Source organism: Streptosporangium longisporum (assembly GCF_039534895.1).
GTDB classification, from domain to species: Bacteria; Actinomycetota; Actinomycetes; order Streptosporangiales; family Streptosporangiaceae; genus Streptosporangium; species Streptosporangium longisporum.
In genome coordinates this window covers 234,908-248,367 of record NZ_BAAAWD010000014.1, presented here as the reverse complement: position 1 = coordinate 248,367, position 13,460 = coordinate 234,908, and the positions used below count along the sequence as shown (strand labels likewise).

At 71.2% G+C, this 13,460-nt stretch carries 13 protein-coding genes; 6 read left to right on the top strand and 7 right to left on the bottom strand.

Annotated elements, in window-relative coordinates; genetic code table 11:
• Positions 1–278: 278 nt before the first annotated feature.
• A complete protein-coding gene (locus ABD832_RS24525; RefSeq protein ID WP_344899347.1) occupies positions 279–1,316 on the top strand; it encodes a D-alanyl-D-alanine carboxypeptidase family protein in 1,038 nt (345 codons plus the stop codon).
• A gap of 58 nt (positions 1,317–1,374) precedes the next feature.
• On the opposite strand, the gene ABD832_RS24520 is transcribed toward ABD832_RS24525, so the two are convergent.
• Both ABD832_RS24520 and ABD832_RS24515 read right to left on the bottom strand, forming a co-directional pair.
• A complete protein-coding gene (locus ABD832_RS24520; protein WP_344899345.1) occupies positions 1,375–1,575 on the bottom strand; it encodes a DUF397 domain-containing protein in 201 nt (66 codons plus the stop codon).
• Positions 1,562–2,401: a helix-turn-helix domain-containing protein gene (locus ABD832_RS24515; RefSeq protein WP_344899343.1), complete on the bottom strand. Its 840-nt coding sequence runs from the start codon at positions 2,399–2,401 to the stop codon at positions 1,562–1,564. The genes ABD832_RS24520 and ABD832_RS24515 overlap by 14 nt, the downstream gene beginning before the upstream one ends.
• A gap of 935 nt (positions 2,402–3,336) precedes the next feature.
• Here ABD832_RS24515 and ABD832_RS24510 point away from each other — a divergent pair.
• Together ABD832_RS24510 and ABD832_RS24505 are read left to right on the top strand one after the other, a co-directional pair.
• The gene (locus ABD832_RS24510) at positions 3,337–3,816 is read left to right on the top strand and encodes a hypothetical protein (protein ID WP_344899341.1); all 480 of its coding nucleotides are present in this window, start codon (positions 3,337–3,339) and stop codon (positions 3,814–3,816) included.
• Complete coding sequence (locus tag ABD832_RS24505; protein ID WP_344899339.1) at positions 3,813–4,148, top strand: hypothetical protein; 336 nt, start codon at positions 3,813–3,815, stop codon at positions 4,146–4,148. Before ABD832_RS24510 ends, ABD832_RS24505 begins: the two co-directional genes overlap by 4 nt.
• A gap of 70 nt (positions 4,149–4,218) precedes the next feature.
• On the opposite strand, the gene ABD832_RS24500 is transcribed toward ABD832_RS24505, so the two are convergent.
• Both ABD832_RS24500 and ABD832_RS24495 read right to left on the bottom strand, forming a co-directional pair.
• Entirely contained in the window at positions 4,219–4,824 is a 606-nt protein-coding gene (locus tag ABD832_RS24500; RefSeq protein ID WP_344899337.1) for a CpaB family protein, read from the bottom strand.
• 373 nt (positions 4,825–5,197) lie between these two features.
• Positions 5,198–6,007, bottom strand: coding sequence for an S-methyl-5'-thioadenosine phosphorylase (locus tag ABD832_RS24495; protein WP_344899335.1), 810 nt, complete (start codon positions 6,005–6,007; stop codon positions 5,198–5,200).
• 313 nt (positions 6,008–6,320) lie between these two features.
• On the opposite strand from ABD832_RS24495, the gene ABD832_RS24490 reads away from it, so the two are divergent.
• Positions 6,321–8,279, top strand: a complete 1,959-nt coding sequence (locus ABD832_RS24490; protein WP_344899333.1) for an MFS transporter — start codon at positions 6,321–6,323, stop codon at positions 8,277–8,279.
• Positions 8,280–8,417: 138 nt separating this feature from the next.
• Here the strand turns inward: ABD832_RS24490 and ABD832_RS24485 are convergent, their stop codons facing one another.
• The 3 genes from ABD832_RS24485 to ABD832_RS24475 form a co-directional block, all read right to left on the bottom strand.
• Positions 8,418–8,783, bottom strand: a complete 366-nt coding sequence (locus ABD832_RS24485; protein WP_344900069.1) for an FmdB family zinc ribbon protein — start codon at positions 8,781–8,783, stop codon at positions 8,418–8,420.
• A 190-nt stretch (positions 8,784–8,973) separates the two neighbouring features.
• Positions 8,974–10,479 (bottom strand): potassium/proton antiporter, encoded by a 1,506-nt coding sequence (locus ABD832_RS24480; protein WP_344899331.1) that lies wholly within the window; start codon positions 10,477–10,479, stop codon positions 8,974–8,976.
• A gap of 205 nt (positions 10,480–10,684) precedes the next feature.
• On the bottom strand, positions 10,685–11,263 hold the full coding sequence (locus ABD832_RS24475; RefSeq protein WP_344899329.1) for a 5-formyltetrahydrofolate cyclo-ligase: 579 nt from the start codon (positions 11,261–11,263) through the stop codon (positions 10,685–10,687).
• 24 nt (positions 11,264–11,287) lie between these two features.
• On the opposite strand from ABD832_RS24475, the gene galU reads away from it, so the two are divergent.
• Both galU and glp read left to right on the top strand, forming a co-directional pair.
• On the top strand, positions 11,288–12,187 hold the full coding sequence (gene galU, locus ABD832_RS24470; protein WP_344899327.1) for a UTP--glucose-1-phosphate uridylyltransferase GalU: 900 nt from the start codon (positions 11,288–11,290) through the stop codon (positions 12,185–12,187).
• A 5-nt stretch (positions 12,188–12,192) separates the two neighbouring features.
• Complete coding sequence (glp, locus tag ABD832_RS24465) at positions 12,193–13,380, top strand: molybdotransferase-like divisome protein Glp (RefSeq protein ID WP_344900067.1); 1,188 nt, start codon at positions 12,193–12,195, stop codon at positions 13,378–13,380.
• Positions 13,381–13,460: the final 80 nt, after the last annotated feature.

Sequence of the window (13,460 nt, the reverse complement as noted above, 5' to 3'; positions counted from 1 at the left end):
GGCGGGCCGGCAAGAGAGCTCGGCGGGAGGTCGGCACGAGGGTCCGACGAGGTGGCGGGATGCCAGGCTCGGGGACGCCCGGCGGCGGTCCGACCGGGGAAAAGTCTGACTTGTCCGGTCGCAAAAAGGGGTGTTCGGCGCATAACGGCTGTGGAGAGCTGGCCCGTACGGTTGGTCGGCTGTAGTAGCGTGCGTGCCTGGCCCAGGTCACGAATTCGCAAACGGAGGGGTCGAACGTGCCACCTCGTCGATCAGCGAGCCTGATCGCCGTCGTCGCGATGATGACTTCCCTCCTGCCGGGAGTCGCCGCCGCGCAGCGGGCACCGGCGGACGTCGAAGCCGTCGCCCCCGCCGATCCGGTGAACCTCACCGAGCTGCGTCGCGAGGCGGAGAAGGCGGCCAAGGACCTCGAGGCCGCGACCAAGGCGTTGGAGCAGCGCCGTGCGCAGATCCGTGAGTCCGAGCGGAAGCTCTCCGCAACGTTGAGGGAGCTGCAGACGGCCGAGAGGGCCTTCGCCCAGATCCGGCAGCCGCTGTCGAACCTGGTCGGGTTGCTCTACCAGCAGCCCGCGGGCGGGGAGGTGGCCGGGTTCCTGTCCGGGCAGTCCAACGGCGACACCCTGCGCACCATGGCGACCGTCAGCCAGCTCGTCGCCGAGCGGGACCTGATCCTGCGGGACAGCGGCCGCCTGCAGAAGGAGCGCGAGCGGCTGGCGGGCGAGGCTCAGGAGCTCCGGGCCAGTAACTTGCTCGCGGAGGCGCAGATGGGCGCCGAGATCGAGACGCTCAGGGCTCGCTCCCAGAAGATCGTGCAATCCCTGACCAAGGCGCTGGTGAAGCTGGGCGTCAAGATCAACAAGCAGGGACGGCCCGCCGCGGGGTGCGATCCGACCCGGGCCGCCTCGATGAGCGACTTCCCCAACGGGCTCATCCCGCAGGCGTACCTCTGCCCGCTCCAGCAGCGGGGCAACCAGCTGCGCGGTGACGCCGCGCTCGCGTTCATCAGCCTCAACGAGTCGTACAAGCGGCAGTTCGGCAGGCCGATATGCGTGACCGACAGCTACCGGAGCCTGGCCGAGCAGCAGTCGGTCTACTACACCCGTCCGGGCCTGGCGGCGATTCCGGGGCGCAGTAACCACGGGCTGGGGCTGGCCGTCGACCTGTGCGGCGGCGTGGAGCGGTTCCGTTCGCCCCAGTTCAACTGGCTGGAGGCGAACGGCAAGAAGTTCGGCTGGATCCACCCCAAGTGGGCCTATGTCAGCCCGTTCGAACCCTGGCACTGGGAGTACGACCCCAAAATCGGCTCCCTGTTGTAAGGGCCTGGTCGCGGTCCCGGTGGGCCGCACTCGCTAAAGGCCGGTACCCGTTGCCGGGTCAGATCTCTCCGTTGCGGATGCCCGCCAGGAAGTCTCTCCAGACAGCAGGGGAGAAGGTCAGGGCCGGGCCGTTGCGGTCCTTGCTGTCGCGTACGGCGACGAGCCCCGGCAGGTTGGTGGCCACTTCGACGCAGTCGTTGTTGGGACCGCTGAGGGTGGACGTGCGGAACTCGGCGCCGGACAGGTCAGGGGAGAGCATGGTTACTCCTCACGGCGGCGACGAACGCCGCGGACTCCTCGGGGGGTAGGCACGCGTCGGTAAGGCGCTTGAACGTCAGCATAAGTCGCCGGACCTGTTCGCTGTCCTCGACGTAGACCTCACCCGCCGGACATTCGGCATAGCCCAGATCTGGGTCGTCATCGAAGGACAGCACCGAGAAGGCGCCCTCAGTGCCGCAATGAACGCCGACCTTCAACGGGAGGATCTGAACGGTGATGTTCGGTCTGTTCGTGGCCTGCAGGATGTTGTCGAGCTGATCGGCCATGGTGTCGGCTGACCCCACGGGGTAGCGAAGGACGCTTTCAAAGATGAGGAAGTGCAGCATCGGAGCCTGAGAGCCGAGCAGGGTGGTCTTGCGCTGCATGCGGGCGTCGACGCGACGCGTCAGTTCGACATCGGACCGATCCGGGTGGCCCGCCCTGATGACCTCCCGGGCGTAGTTCTCGTTCTGAAGTAGGCCTGGGACCACCAACGGTGCCCAGTGGCAGATCGTTCTGGCCGCCGCCTCGAACTCGACGTAGGACCCGGTGAACACATCGGAATAGGCCGTCCACCAACCTCGGCGGGCGACTTCACGGGTGAGCTGCACCATGGCCTCCGTGGTTGCTTCCTCCACGCAGTAAAGACGGCAGATGGCCGCCACATCTCCGGGTGTCGGAGCGATCTTGCCAGTTTCGAAGCGGTTGAGCTTCGACCTGGACCACCCAAGATGCTCGGCGGCGGCCTCGGTCGTCAGGCCGGTGGTCGCACGCAAGGTGCGCAGCTCACGGGAGAGACGACGAAGGCGAACCGTGGAGTACTTCATGCGGTCAGTTTGCCGGAGCCCGATCGGCTCCTCCTGCTCAACACAACAAATATGTGCGATGGGATTGCTGCTGTGAGATTCTCACGGCATCATGCTGTACGTCACTCAGGGTGTTGAATCTCGAACAGCAAGTGATCGGCTCGCGCTCTGTGTCGTCGCGTGATTTCGACATGAAACGGGCCCGTCGATGGTGTGGGCCACCGTCAACGAGCCCTTGATCAGGAAGTGAGTCCTGACCCGTGAACAACCCTAGTGCTCCGGTTCTTGACCGGATCACGGTGAGCGGCTGCGGCTGTTTCGTCGACGCCCCACCGATGCCGATGGGGTGTGCCGCCTGCGGGCATGCCCCCTACGCGCACGGCTGCCTCGACGACCGACCGGCCGATCACGACTACGTGCAGCCCTGTGGCGCTCTGATGGCCGTCCGCCTGGAGGCCCGTCGTACCGGGGACCTCTCTTCGCCCTGCTGCGAGCCGCTCGCCCCCGCGCCTCGGGCCGAGGTGGTCCCGTCGGTGCCCGCTCAGCGAGCTGGGGTGTCAGTGCCTGCTCAGCGGGATGGGGAGGCGGTGCATGTTCAGTGGACCGAAGGGACGGCCGTGCCGATATCCGCTCGGTGCCGACCGCGAGGGGACGGGATCGTGGCCCCTGCCGCACCGGCATCATCCCGGCGGACGCCTCGCCACCACCGTCGTCCGACACCTGCGGTCGGATCCGTTCTCGCCAGGCAGTCTCGGCTCGGAGCCGGACACTGTCCTGCGGCCTGCTCTGAGCAGGCCGCCGTCCGTGCTTCGCGCTGCGCGACGGTCGCCCTGTCCTCGTACCGGCTGCCGGGCCGATACGGCATACCCCTCCATGATCTTCCCTGCCCCATGAAGCGGGCCCGTCCACCGCTACCAACGTCCGGACGGGCCCTTGATCGGATGGAGGCCCAATCAATGACCGATGATAAATCCACCCCACTCACACCTGCCGGTGTTGAACCGACCGGTCCGGAACCGGTCAGTCCCGAACCGGCTCCCGAATCCTCTGGTTCCGAGTCGGCCGGCTCCGAACTGGCTGGTCCTGAGCGGGCCGAGTCCGTGGCGACCGGGGACAAGTCCACGTCGGCCAAGGTCGGGTCCGTCATTCCTGGGTGGCGACTGATCCTCAGCGATGCTGGACGGCTGTGGGCCAGTCGTGAGGTGCCCTTCTCCCCGGTCGCGTTCGACGCCGGAGCCGGTCGGACCGTCGATGCCGACACCCTCGATGCTCTTCGCGCCGAGACCGGGCGGCAGGAGGCCATCGCGGAGGAGGCCCAGCGGCAGGAAGAGGCTCAGCAGCAAAGCGCAGAGAAGGCTCGGCAGGTCACCGGGGAGGTTCGGGAGCAGACTGCCGACGAGCCTCGGGAGCAGGTCGCCGGGCAGGTGAGCCCATGATCCGCCGTCTGGCCTCCGCTCAGGGGCGTCACCGGGACGGCCGGCCCGCCAGTGCCGTCCCTCACTACACCTGGGACCACCAGGCCCGCGCCGAGGCGGCGATGTTGCAGATCACCTGGCCGGGCTGGGCCGTGCTCTACGGCACCGGCAGCCGTCTCTTCCACGCCATCGCCACCTGGCCCACCCCCGAGCCGCTCCTGCTCTGCGACCGCACCGCCGAGGGGTTGAAGGTTCAGATGCGCGAGGCCGAGATGATGACGATCGCTCGACGCTGGATGCTCACCGAGGGCGAGCCCGAGACCGACCGCCCTCAGGCGAGCGGTACCCCCTGAATGGGCGCGGTGGCCTTTCTTCCCCGGTTCAGGTCGCCGCGCTCTCGTCGAAGCGCCTCCCGGGTGAGGATCACCCGGTGCGCGGGCCGATGGTCACCGAGAGCCGCCCGCCCGCCTGGGCAGAGGCCAGCCCGGTCGCCTGTTCCGACGTGGTCGCCAGCACGACGAGCGCACCCCCGTTCGAGTCGCCGGCCGGGGTGGCCAGGACTGTGACGTCCTCGGCCACGGTCGTCGCGGGGACGGCGCCGTCCCAGGTCGAGGCGGCGGCGAGCACGTCGACCACGTCACCGGGGGAGAGCAGGCGTGCGGTCTCGGGGTCGGCGACGCGTACCGGGGTGGCGACCGTTCCCGGGCCGTGGGCGGCCAGCAGGCCGGGACCGAGGAGACGGACGTCGGTCAGCGGCTCCCCGCGCCTGGCGGGACCCGCCAGGATCCTCCCGGCGAACGGCGTGCCCGGCCTCAGGGCGCCGTCGGGGACGGTGTCGGGCCGCAGGGCCGCCGGGGTCAGGTCGGACGCCTTCAGCGCGCCGCCGGGGAGGTCCCTGGCGGCGACGAGGACGGTCGTCGACGCCGTGTCGGGGCTCAGGGCCAGCAGGGCGCAGCCCATCGCCAGGGCGGCGACGGCGGTGGCGACGAGGCGGTGACGACGGTCGAGCAGACGGCGCAGGACGCGCATGACGGACTCCAGGGGAAGAGCCGGGCGGCGCGGTGCCCGTGACGAGCCGCCCCCTCGGGCGAGGGGACGGGGATGACCGACTTTCGAAGGGGACGGCCCCGTTGCGAGGCGGGGCGACCTCCACGGGGAATGGGCCACCACTCGGGGCGGAGGGTGGAAATGATCAACGTCAGACGGTGGCGACCTCACCGCAGGACCGGGGCCACCTCCACCGAAAGCCCACGGGGAGCCGTGACGGCTTCGGGGACGGTGCTCGCAGCGGACGCAGGAGCGGGACGACCCCGCCAGGGCCGGGAACCACCTTCGGTGGGAATGGGGGACAGGCCGTCCCTCCGAACGGCGACGACCCGTCCAGCCCGAGGAGCCCCCGGGCTCAGCCCGGAAGCTCGAACGGCAGCTTCAACCCGTCCAGGGCACTCCCGCAGGGGCAGGAGCGCTCGTCGGGCAGGGCCGCGACGACGTCGACGATCAGGGAGCGCATGCGGGCGACGTTGGTCCCGAAGAAGGCCAGGACCTCCTCGTGGGTGACGCCCTCACCCGCCTCGACCCCGGCGTCGTGGTCGGTGACCAGGGAGACGGAGGTGTAGCACAGGGCCAGCTCGCGGGCGAGGACGGCCTCGGGGAAGGCGGTCATGCCGACGATCGACCAGCCGTTGGCGCCGAACCAGCGGGACTCGGCGCGGGTGGAGAAGCGCGGGCCCTCGATGACCACGAGGGTGCCGCCGTCGGACACCTCCCACCCCGAGGCGCCGGCCACGGTGACGGCCGCCGAGCGGCCGACGGGGCAGTACGGGTCGGCGAAGGCCACGTGCACGACGCCGCCCTCGTCGTAGTAGGTCTGCACGCGCCCGGAGGTGCGGTCGACGAGCTGGTCGGGCACGACCAGGGCGCCGGGGCCGATCTCGGCGCGCAGGGAGCCGACCGCGCTGGGCGCGAGCACCTGGCGGACCCCGAGGGAGCGCAGGGCCCACAGGTTCGCCCGGTAAGGGATGCGGTGCGGCGGGAAGCGGTGGTCGCGACCGTGCCGGGGGACGAAGGCGACCGAACGCGACCCGATGCGGCCGACGGTGACCACGTCGCTCGGAGGGCCGTACGGTGTGCTGATCTCGATCTCGGTGGCGTCGTCGAGCAACGAGTAGAAGCCCGAGCCGCCGATGACCCCGATGTCCGCGCGATTGACCATGGCGCCGAGATTAGCGCGGCCGGACGGCCCGCGAGGAGCCCCGGGTCGCGCCTGTGGACGACCGCACCCACCGAGTGATCGCTTGCTCACCCTGAGTAGGATCGGTGGAACCGATCGGAGGCGGAGGCGCGCCATGGGTGTCCAGCGGTCCCGACGGTGGCCTCGGAGGCGAGCCGGAAAGCAGGACCGGAAGCGGGGCGGGGAGCAGGACCGGGAGCGAGGCGGGGAGCAGATCCCGAAGGGGACCCGGGAGCGAGCCGGGAAGCAGACCCGGAAGGGGATCCGGGAGCGAACCCCGGAGCGGGCGGGGAGCGTGGGGTTCGTCATCGGCGCGCTCATGCTCGGCATGCTGCTGGCGTCCCTGGACCAGACGATCGTCTCCACGGCGCTGCCCACGATCGTCGGCGACCTGGGCGGGCTGGCGGAGCTGTCATGGGTGGTGACCGCCTACATCCTGGCCTCGACGGTCTCGACGCCGCTGTGGGGCAAGCTCGGCGACCAGTACGGCCGCAAGGGGCTCTTCCAGGCGTCGATCGTCGTCTTCCTGATCGGGTCGGTGCTGTGCGGCCAGGCGCGGGGCATGGGCGAGCTGATCGCGTTCCGCGGCCTGCAGGGGCTGGGCGGCGGCGGGCTCATCGTGCTCTCCCAGGCGATCGTCGCCGACGTCGTCCCGGCCCGCGAGCGCGGGAGGTACCAGGGGTTCTTCGGGGCGGTCTTCGCCGTCTCCAGCGTGGCCGGCCCGCTGCTCGGCGGCCTGTTCGTCGACCACCTGTCCTGGCGGTGGGTGTTCTACGTCAACCTGCCCCTGGGGGCCGTGGCCCTGGCGGTCGTGGCCAGGGCGCTGCCGCCGAGCGGGGAGCGGACCCGGCACACCATCGACTACCTGGGGATCGTCCTGCTGGGCGGTGCCGCCGCCTGCCTGATCCTGGTGACCACCTGGGGCGGCACCACCTATCCCTGGGGCCATCCCGCGATCCTCGGCCCGGCCGTGGCCGCCGTGGTGCTGCTGACGCTCTGGTGGCGGGCCGAGCATCGGGCTCCGGAGCCGGTGATGCCGCCGAGGCTGTTCCGGATCCGGACCTTCAACGTGGCGTCGCTGATCGGCTTCCTGGTGGGGTTCGCGATGTTCGGCCCGCTCACCTACATGCCGCTCTTCCTCCAGGTCGTGCAGGGGGTGTCGGCCACCACCTCGGGCCTGCACCTGCTGCCGATGATGGCCGGCCTGCTGGTCACCTCGATCACCGGAGGGATGGTCATCAGCCGTACCGGGCGGTATCGGGCCTTCCCGATCGCCGGGGGCGCGATCACCGCCGTCGGGCTCTACCTGCTCTCGTACGTGAACCCGGACATCTCCGCCCTGCAGCTGAGCCTGTCGCTGCTCGTGCTGGGGGTCGGCCTCGGGCTGGTGATGCAGGTGCTGGTCCTCGCCGTGCAGAACGCGGTCGGCTTCGAGGACCTGGGGGTGGCCACGTCGGGGGCGACCTTCTTCCGGACGATCGGCGGCTCGTTCGGCGTCGCGGTGGCCGGTGCGATCTTCAGCTCCGGTCTGGGGAACTCGCTGGAACGCCTCTCGCGGACGGCCGGCCTGCCGCCGGGGCTTGCGGAGACCGTCCAGGCCGATCCGACGGCCGTACGGCGGCTGCCTCCCGAGACCGCCACCGCGTTCCTGGACGCCTACTCCGGCGCGATCGCCCAGGTCTTCCTGTACAGCGTGCCCATGGCGCTGGTGGCGTTCGCGGTGGCCTGGCTGCTGCCCGAGACGCCGCTGCGGGAGACGACGAAGGTGACCGATCCCGGCGACTGCTACGGGGCGGTACCGGTCGAGCGGTCCTCGCTGGGCGAGGTCGAGCGGGGGCTGTGGCGGCTGGCGGACGCGGACATGCGCGCCGACTACTACCGCCGCCTGGGCGAGGCGACCGGGATGGACGTATCGCCGGGGTCGGTCTGGCTGGTCACCCGGCTGGCCTCGTGCGGACCCCAGGCCGGTGCGGACCTGGCCACGCGGGCGGGGGTCACGGTCGAGGAGGGCCGGCCGTACGCGGACGCGCTCGTCGAGCGCGGCCTGGTCCGCAGGTCCGGCGACGGGAAGGTCCTGGAGCTCACCGACGAGGGCGAGCGGACGGCGGGCCGCCTGGTGCAGGAGGCCCGCGACGGGCTCGCCCGGCTGGTCGACGACTGGAACCCGGCCGAGCACCCGCGCCTGCGCGAGCTGCTGGACAGGCTTCCCCGCGAGCTGCTCGGCTCGGCCGCGGACCGGCCGCCGGGCCGTTGAACCGAGGGACCGGCCGCCGTGTCACCGGGCCGTGAGACCGGTCACCGTGTCACCGGATCGTACGGCAGGCCACCGGGCCGTCGTACCGTACCTACCGGATCCGGTGACGGCCGGTCGGCGGGGCGGGACGCGCGGGGCTCAGGAGGCGGCGGCGGCCGGGGTGCTCGTGGCCTTCGACGGCTTGGCGTCCGAGGAACCCGAGGAACCCTTGGAGTCGGCAGAGCCCTTGGAGTCGGTGGAGCTCGAGGAACCCGACGAGTCCGACGACTTGGAGGAGTCCGAGGAGCCGGACGAGCCGTTCGCGGAGGTCACCGTGCTGGACGAGGACGACCTGCTGTCGGTCCGGTAGAAGCCCGAGCCCTTGAAGACGATGCCGACCGCGGAGAACACCTTGCGCAGGTTGCCCGCGCAGCTCGGGCACTCGGTGAGCGCGTCGTCGGAGAACTTCTGGACGATCTCGAACTGGTGGTCACAGGCGTTGCAAGCGTACTGGTAGGTGGGCACGCGCTCCTCCTCGTAGTGGTCCGCGCCGATTGGCACTCTGGTGGCGCGACTGCTAATGGTACGCAGCCGACAAGCATAAACGCGAGTCGGAGTTCTCGCATTCCATAGGGAGATTCCCGTCAGGTGCCCCGGCGGCCACGGGGGAAGATCTACGACACGTCCCGCATCGGCCCGTACGGCGGGGTTTCGGTCAGGTGCCCTGCTCGCCGTACCAGCCCGCGAGCTTGCCCTTGCGGCTGATCGCCCGCATCCGGCGCTCGACCGTGGTGCGGCAGGCGGCCGTGGTCACCACCAGGAGCTGGTCGTCCACCCGGATCCTGGTGGAGTCGGCCGGGACGAACGTCCGGCCGTCCCTGACGATCAGGGTGACCTGCGCGTCCGAGGGCAGCCGCAGCTCGAAGATCTCCACCCCGTGCAGCTTGGACGTCGGCGGCACCCGTACCTGGAGCAGGTCGGCGTTGAGCTCCTCCAGCGGGGCCGACTCGACCTCCAGGTCGCGCGCCTCGGCCGGGGTGGTCAGGCCCAGCAGCTTCGCCACGAACGGCAGCGTCGGCCCCTGCAGCAGGGTGTACACGACGACGATCACGAAGACCTCGTTGAACACGAACCTGGCCGTGCCGTCGTCCATCGAGGTGGCCGCCCACGGGATGGTCGCGAGCACGATGGGGACCGCGCCGCGCAGCCCGGCCCAGGACAGGAACGCCTGCTCGCGCCAGTTCAGCCGGTCCACGCGCAGCAGCCGGACCAGCAGCGCCGAGACGATGATTGACGCGGGCCGGGCCACCGCGACCAGGATGAACCCGGCCACCAGGCCGGGAACGATGGCGGACGGCATCTCCGACGGGCTGGCCAGCATCCCCAGCATCACGAACAGGCCGATCTGGGCCAGCCAGGCCACGCCCTCGGCGAACCCCCGCGAGGCCGCGCGGTGCGGCATCCGGGAGTTGCCCATGACCAGCGCGGCGAGGTAGACCGCGAGGAAACCGCTGCCGTGCAGCAGCATCGCCCCGGCGTAGGCGACGAACGCGAGCGCGAGCACCGCGATCGGGTACAGGCCCGAGACCGGCAGCGCGATGCGGCGCAGCGCGTACGTGCCGAGCGGGGCGACCGCCAGGCCGACGGCCGCACCCACCACCAGCTCGAAGACCACCTCGAACAGGGCGACCCCGAGACTGGGCGAGGTGGCGGCGCTCAGCAGCATGACCGCGATGACCGTGGGGGCGTCGTTGAACCCGGACTCGGCCTCCAGGATGCCCGCCAGGCGCGAGGGCAGCGGCAGGCGCCGCAGGACCGAGAACACCGCGGCGGCGTCGGTGGAGGCGAGGATGGCGCCCAGCAGCAGCGCGGTCCGCCAGTCCATGCCGAGGATCAGGTGCACCGGGGCCGCGACGGCCACGATGCTCACCCCCACGCCCACGGTGGCGAGCACCAGCGCGGTGGGGATGGCGTTCCTGACGTGGTTCCAGCTCGTGGTCAGGCCGCCCTCGGCCAGGATGATCGCCAGCGCGATCAGGCCTATCTGCTGGGCGAGCTGCGGATCCTCGAACTGCAGCCCGAACCCGGACTCGCCGATGAGCAGGCCGAAGCCGAGGAAGATCAGGAGGCTGGGCAGTCCGCTGCGATGGGCGACACGCACGGCGACGATGGCCGCGATGACGATCCCGGCACCGAGAAGCAGCCAGACGTCCAGTCCCATCTGGCCCCCTCTCCGACTCCGGGGACCATTGTGTCGCATTCCGAGTCGCCGTCATGCACCGTGGACACGCGCTCCCCGTCGCGACCCGGACGCCCCGCGCCCCGTCCGGTCCGGTCCGGCCGCGACGGGGTCTCACCTGCGCGGGCCGCCCCGGCCACTCCACCGGTCCGTCCGTTCCACCGGTCCGTCCGTGCCGGGACGGATCTCACCCGTCCGCGGCGATCCTGACGATCCCGTCCGGTGTCGCGGCGTAGCGGACCGCCCGGTCGTGCGGCTCGGCGGGCACGCCGTCGAGCAGCTCGCCCTCGTGCAGCAGCGCCACCGTCGGCACGTTCGGGCCGACCCTGGCCAGCGCCCGGTCGTAGGAGCCGCCGCCCCGGCCGAGCCGCACCCCGGTGGAGGCGTCCACCGCCAGCGCGGGCACGATCACCAGCGCCGCCGTCCTGATCGCGTCGACGCCACGCCGGGTGTCGACCGGTTCCATGAGGCCGAACCGCCCGGGGGCGAGGGTGTCCGGGCCGTCGTACACGGCCCAGTCGAGATCGTCGTCCTCGCGCAGCACGGGCAGGATCACGGTCGCGCCGTGCTTCCACAGGGCGAAGACCAGCCCGTGGGTGGCCGGCTCGGTGCCGATCGACCAGTAGCACGCGACCAGCCCGGCCATCTGCACCCAGGGCCGGTCCAGCAGGGATTCCCTGATCTGGACGGAAGCCGCGTGCCGCCGCTCGCCGGGGATCGAGGCCCGCGCGGCCTCGATCGTGGAACGCAGCTTCAGCTTGTCCACAGATCCCTCCACTAAGGTTTCGGTATGGCCGACTTCGAAGCTGTGACGAAAGCCGTAGTTCCCGCTGCGGGCCTGGGCACCCGTTTTCTCCCGGCGACCAAGGCGACGCCCAAGGAGATGCTGCCCATCGTCGACAAGCCCGCGATCCAGTATGTCGTCGAGGAGGCGGTCTCCGCCGGTCTGCTCGACCTCCTCATGGTCACGGGCAAGACCAAGCGCTCCATCGAGGACCACTTCGACCGGGCCATCGAGCTGGAGGAGGCCCTGGAGGCCAAGGGCGACGACGAGCGCCTCTCCCAGGTTCGCGAGCCCGCCGACCTGGCCACCCTGCACTACGTCAGGCAGGGCCAGCCGCGCGGCCTGGGACACGCGGTCCTGTGCGCCAAGCAGCACGTGGGCAACCACCCCTTCGCCTGCCTGCTCGGCGACGACCTCATCGACCACCGCGACGAGCTCCTCAAGCGCATGATCGAGGTACGCGGCACGCACGGCGGCAGCGTGATCGCGCTGATGGAGGTCCCCGCCGAGCAGGTCTCCCTGTACGGGTGCGCCGCCATCGAGCCCACCGGCGAGGACGACGTGGTCAGGGTGACCGACCTGGTGGAGAAGCCGCCCGCCGACGAGGCCCCGTCCAACTGGGCGATCATCGGCCGGTACGTGATCGACCCGGCCGTGTTCGAGGTGCTGGAGAACACCCCGCCGGGACGCGGCGACGAGATCCAGCTCACCGACGCCCTGCGCACCCTGGCCTCACGCGGCAGCGACCAGGGCGGGCCGGTGCACGGCGTGCTGTTCCGCGGCCGCCGCTACGACACCGGCAACAAGATCGACTACCTGCGCACGGTGGTGCAGTTCGCCGCCGACCGGCCCGACCTGGCACCGGAGTTCCTGCCCTGGCTCAAGGAGTTCCTGGCCTCGCGATGAGCTCCATGAGGTCGGTCGACGACCATCTTTCCGACATCCTGAACACCGTGCGGGTCCTGGCCCCGCTGGAGGTGGAGCTGGAGCGGGCGCTGGGCACCACGCTGGCCGAGGAGGTCACCTCCCCGGTCCCGCTGCCGCCCTTCGACAACTCCGCCATGGACGGCTACGCCGTACGGGCCGAGGACGTCGCGGACGCCCCGGTGACGCTCCCGGTGATCGACGACATCGCCGCCGGCGACGGCCGCCTGCAGGCCATCGGCCCCGGCATGGTGACGCGGATCATGACGGGTGCCCCGATGCCCGCCGGGGCCGACGCGGTGGTCCCGGTCGAGTGGACCGACGGCGGCACGGTCCGGGTGGCGATCGACCGCCCGGCGCGGCCGGGGAACGCCGTCCGCCGGTCCGGGGAGGACGTGCGCGCCGGTGACGTCGTGCTGCCCGCGGGCACCTCGATCGGACCGGCCCAGCTCGGCGTGCTGGCCGGGGTCGGCCGCCGCCGGGTGCTGGTACGGCCCCGGCCGAGGGTCGTCGTGATCTCCACCGGGGCCGAGCTGGTCGAGCCGGGGCTGCCCCTGGGACCCGGCCAGATCTGGGAGTCCAACAGCTACACCCTGATCGCCGCCGTCCGCGAGGCGGGCGGGGACGGGTACCGGGCCGGGATCGTCACCGACGACGCCTCCCGTTTCCTCGACCAGCTCGACGCCCAGCTCCTGCGCGCCGACCTCGTGATCACCAGCGGCGGTGTCTCGATGGGCGCGTACGAGCCCGTCAAGGAGGCGCTGGGCCCGCTCGGCACGGTCCGCTTCGACCGGGTGGCCATGCAGCCGGGCATGCCCCAGGGGTTCGGCGTGGTCGGCGAGGACGACGTCCCGATCTTCGCGCTGCCCGGCAACCCGGTGTCGTCGTTCGTGTCGTTCATGCTGTTCGTCCGGCCCGCGCTGCGGAAGATGCGCGGCCTGCCCGCCGGGCCCACGCCGACCGTGCGGATGGTCACCACGGCCGCGCTGCGCTCGCCCGACGGCAAGCGCTCGTTCCTGCGGGGCGTGCTCGGCCCGGACGGCACGGTCGCGCCGGTGCTGAGGCAGGGCTCCCACCAGCTCGCCGCCCTGGCCTCGGCCAACGCGCTGATCGTGGTCCCCGAGTCCGTCACCGAGCTCGGTGAGGGCGCGGACGTGGAGGTCATCCCCCTGTGAGGTCTCCTCGTGCGAGCGGGAACGGGGACGCCCCTGTGAGGCGTCCCCATGGGAGCGGGAACGGGGACGACGACGTGAAG

Excerpts from the sequence above, each read along its gene's own strand:
- ABD832_RS24525 (WP_344899347.1), top strand. The coding sequence starts at position 279 with ATGATGACTTCCCTCCTGCCGGGAGTCGCCGCCGCGCAGCGGGCACCG.
- ABD832_RS24480 (WP_344899331.1), bottom strand. The coding sequence starts at position 10,479 with ATGGGACTGGACGTCTGGCTGCTTCTCGGTGCCGGGATCGTCATCGCG.
- ABD832_RS24505 (WP_344899339.1), top strand. The coding sequence starts at position 3,813 with ATGATCCGCCGTCTGGCCTCCGCTCAGGGGCGTCACCGGGACGGCCGG.
- ABD832_RS24500 (WP_344899337.1), bottom strand. The coding sequence starts at position 4,824 with ATGCGCGTCCTGCGCCGTCTGCTCGACCGTCGTCACCGCCTCGTCGCC.
- ABD832_RS24520 (WP_344899345.1), bottom strand. The coding sequence starts at position 1,575 with ATGCTCTCCCCTGACCTGTCCGGCGCCGAGTTCCGCACGTCCACCCTC.
- glp (WP_344900067.1), top strand. The coding sequence starts at position 12,193 with ATGAGGTCGGTCGACGACCATCTTTCCGACATCCTGAACACCGTGCGG.
- ABD832_RS24495 (WP_344899335.1), bottom strand. The coding sequence starts at position 6,007 with ATGGTCAATCGCGCGGACATCGGGGTCATCGGCGGCTCGGGCTTCTAC.
- galU (WP_344899327.1), top strand. The coding sequence starts at position 11,288 with ATGGCCGACTTCGAAGCTGTGACGAAAGCCGTAGTTCCCGCTGCGGGC.
- ABD832_RS24510 (WP_344899341.1), top strand. The coding sequence starts at position 3,337 with ATGACCGATGATAAATCCACCCCACTCACACCTGCCGGTGTTGAACCG.
- ABD832_RS24515 (WP_344899343.1), bottom strand. The coding sequence starts at position 2,401 with ATGAAGTACTCCACGGTTCGCCTTCGTCGTCTCTCCCGTGAGCTGCGC.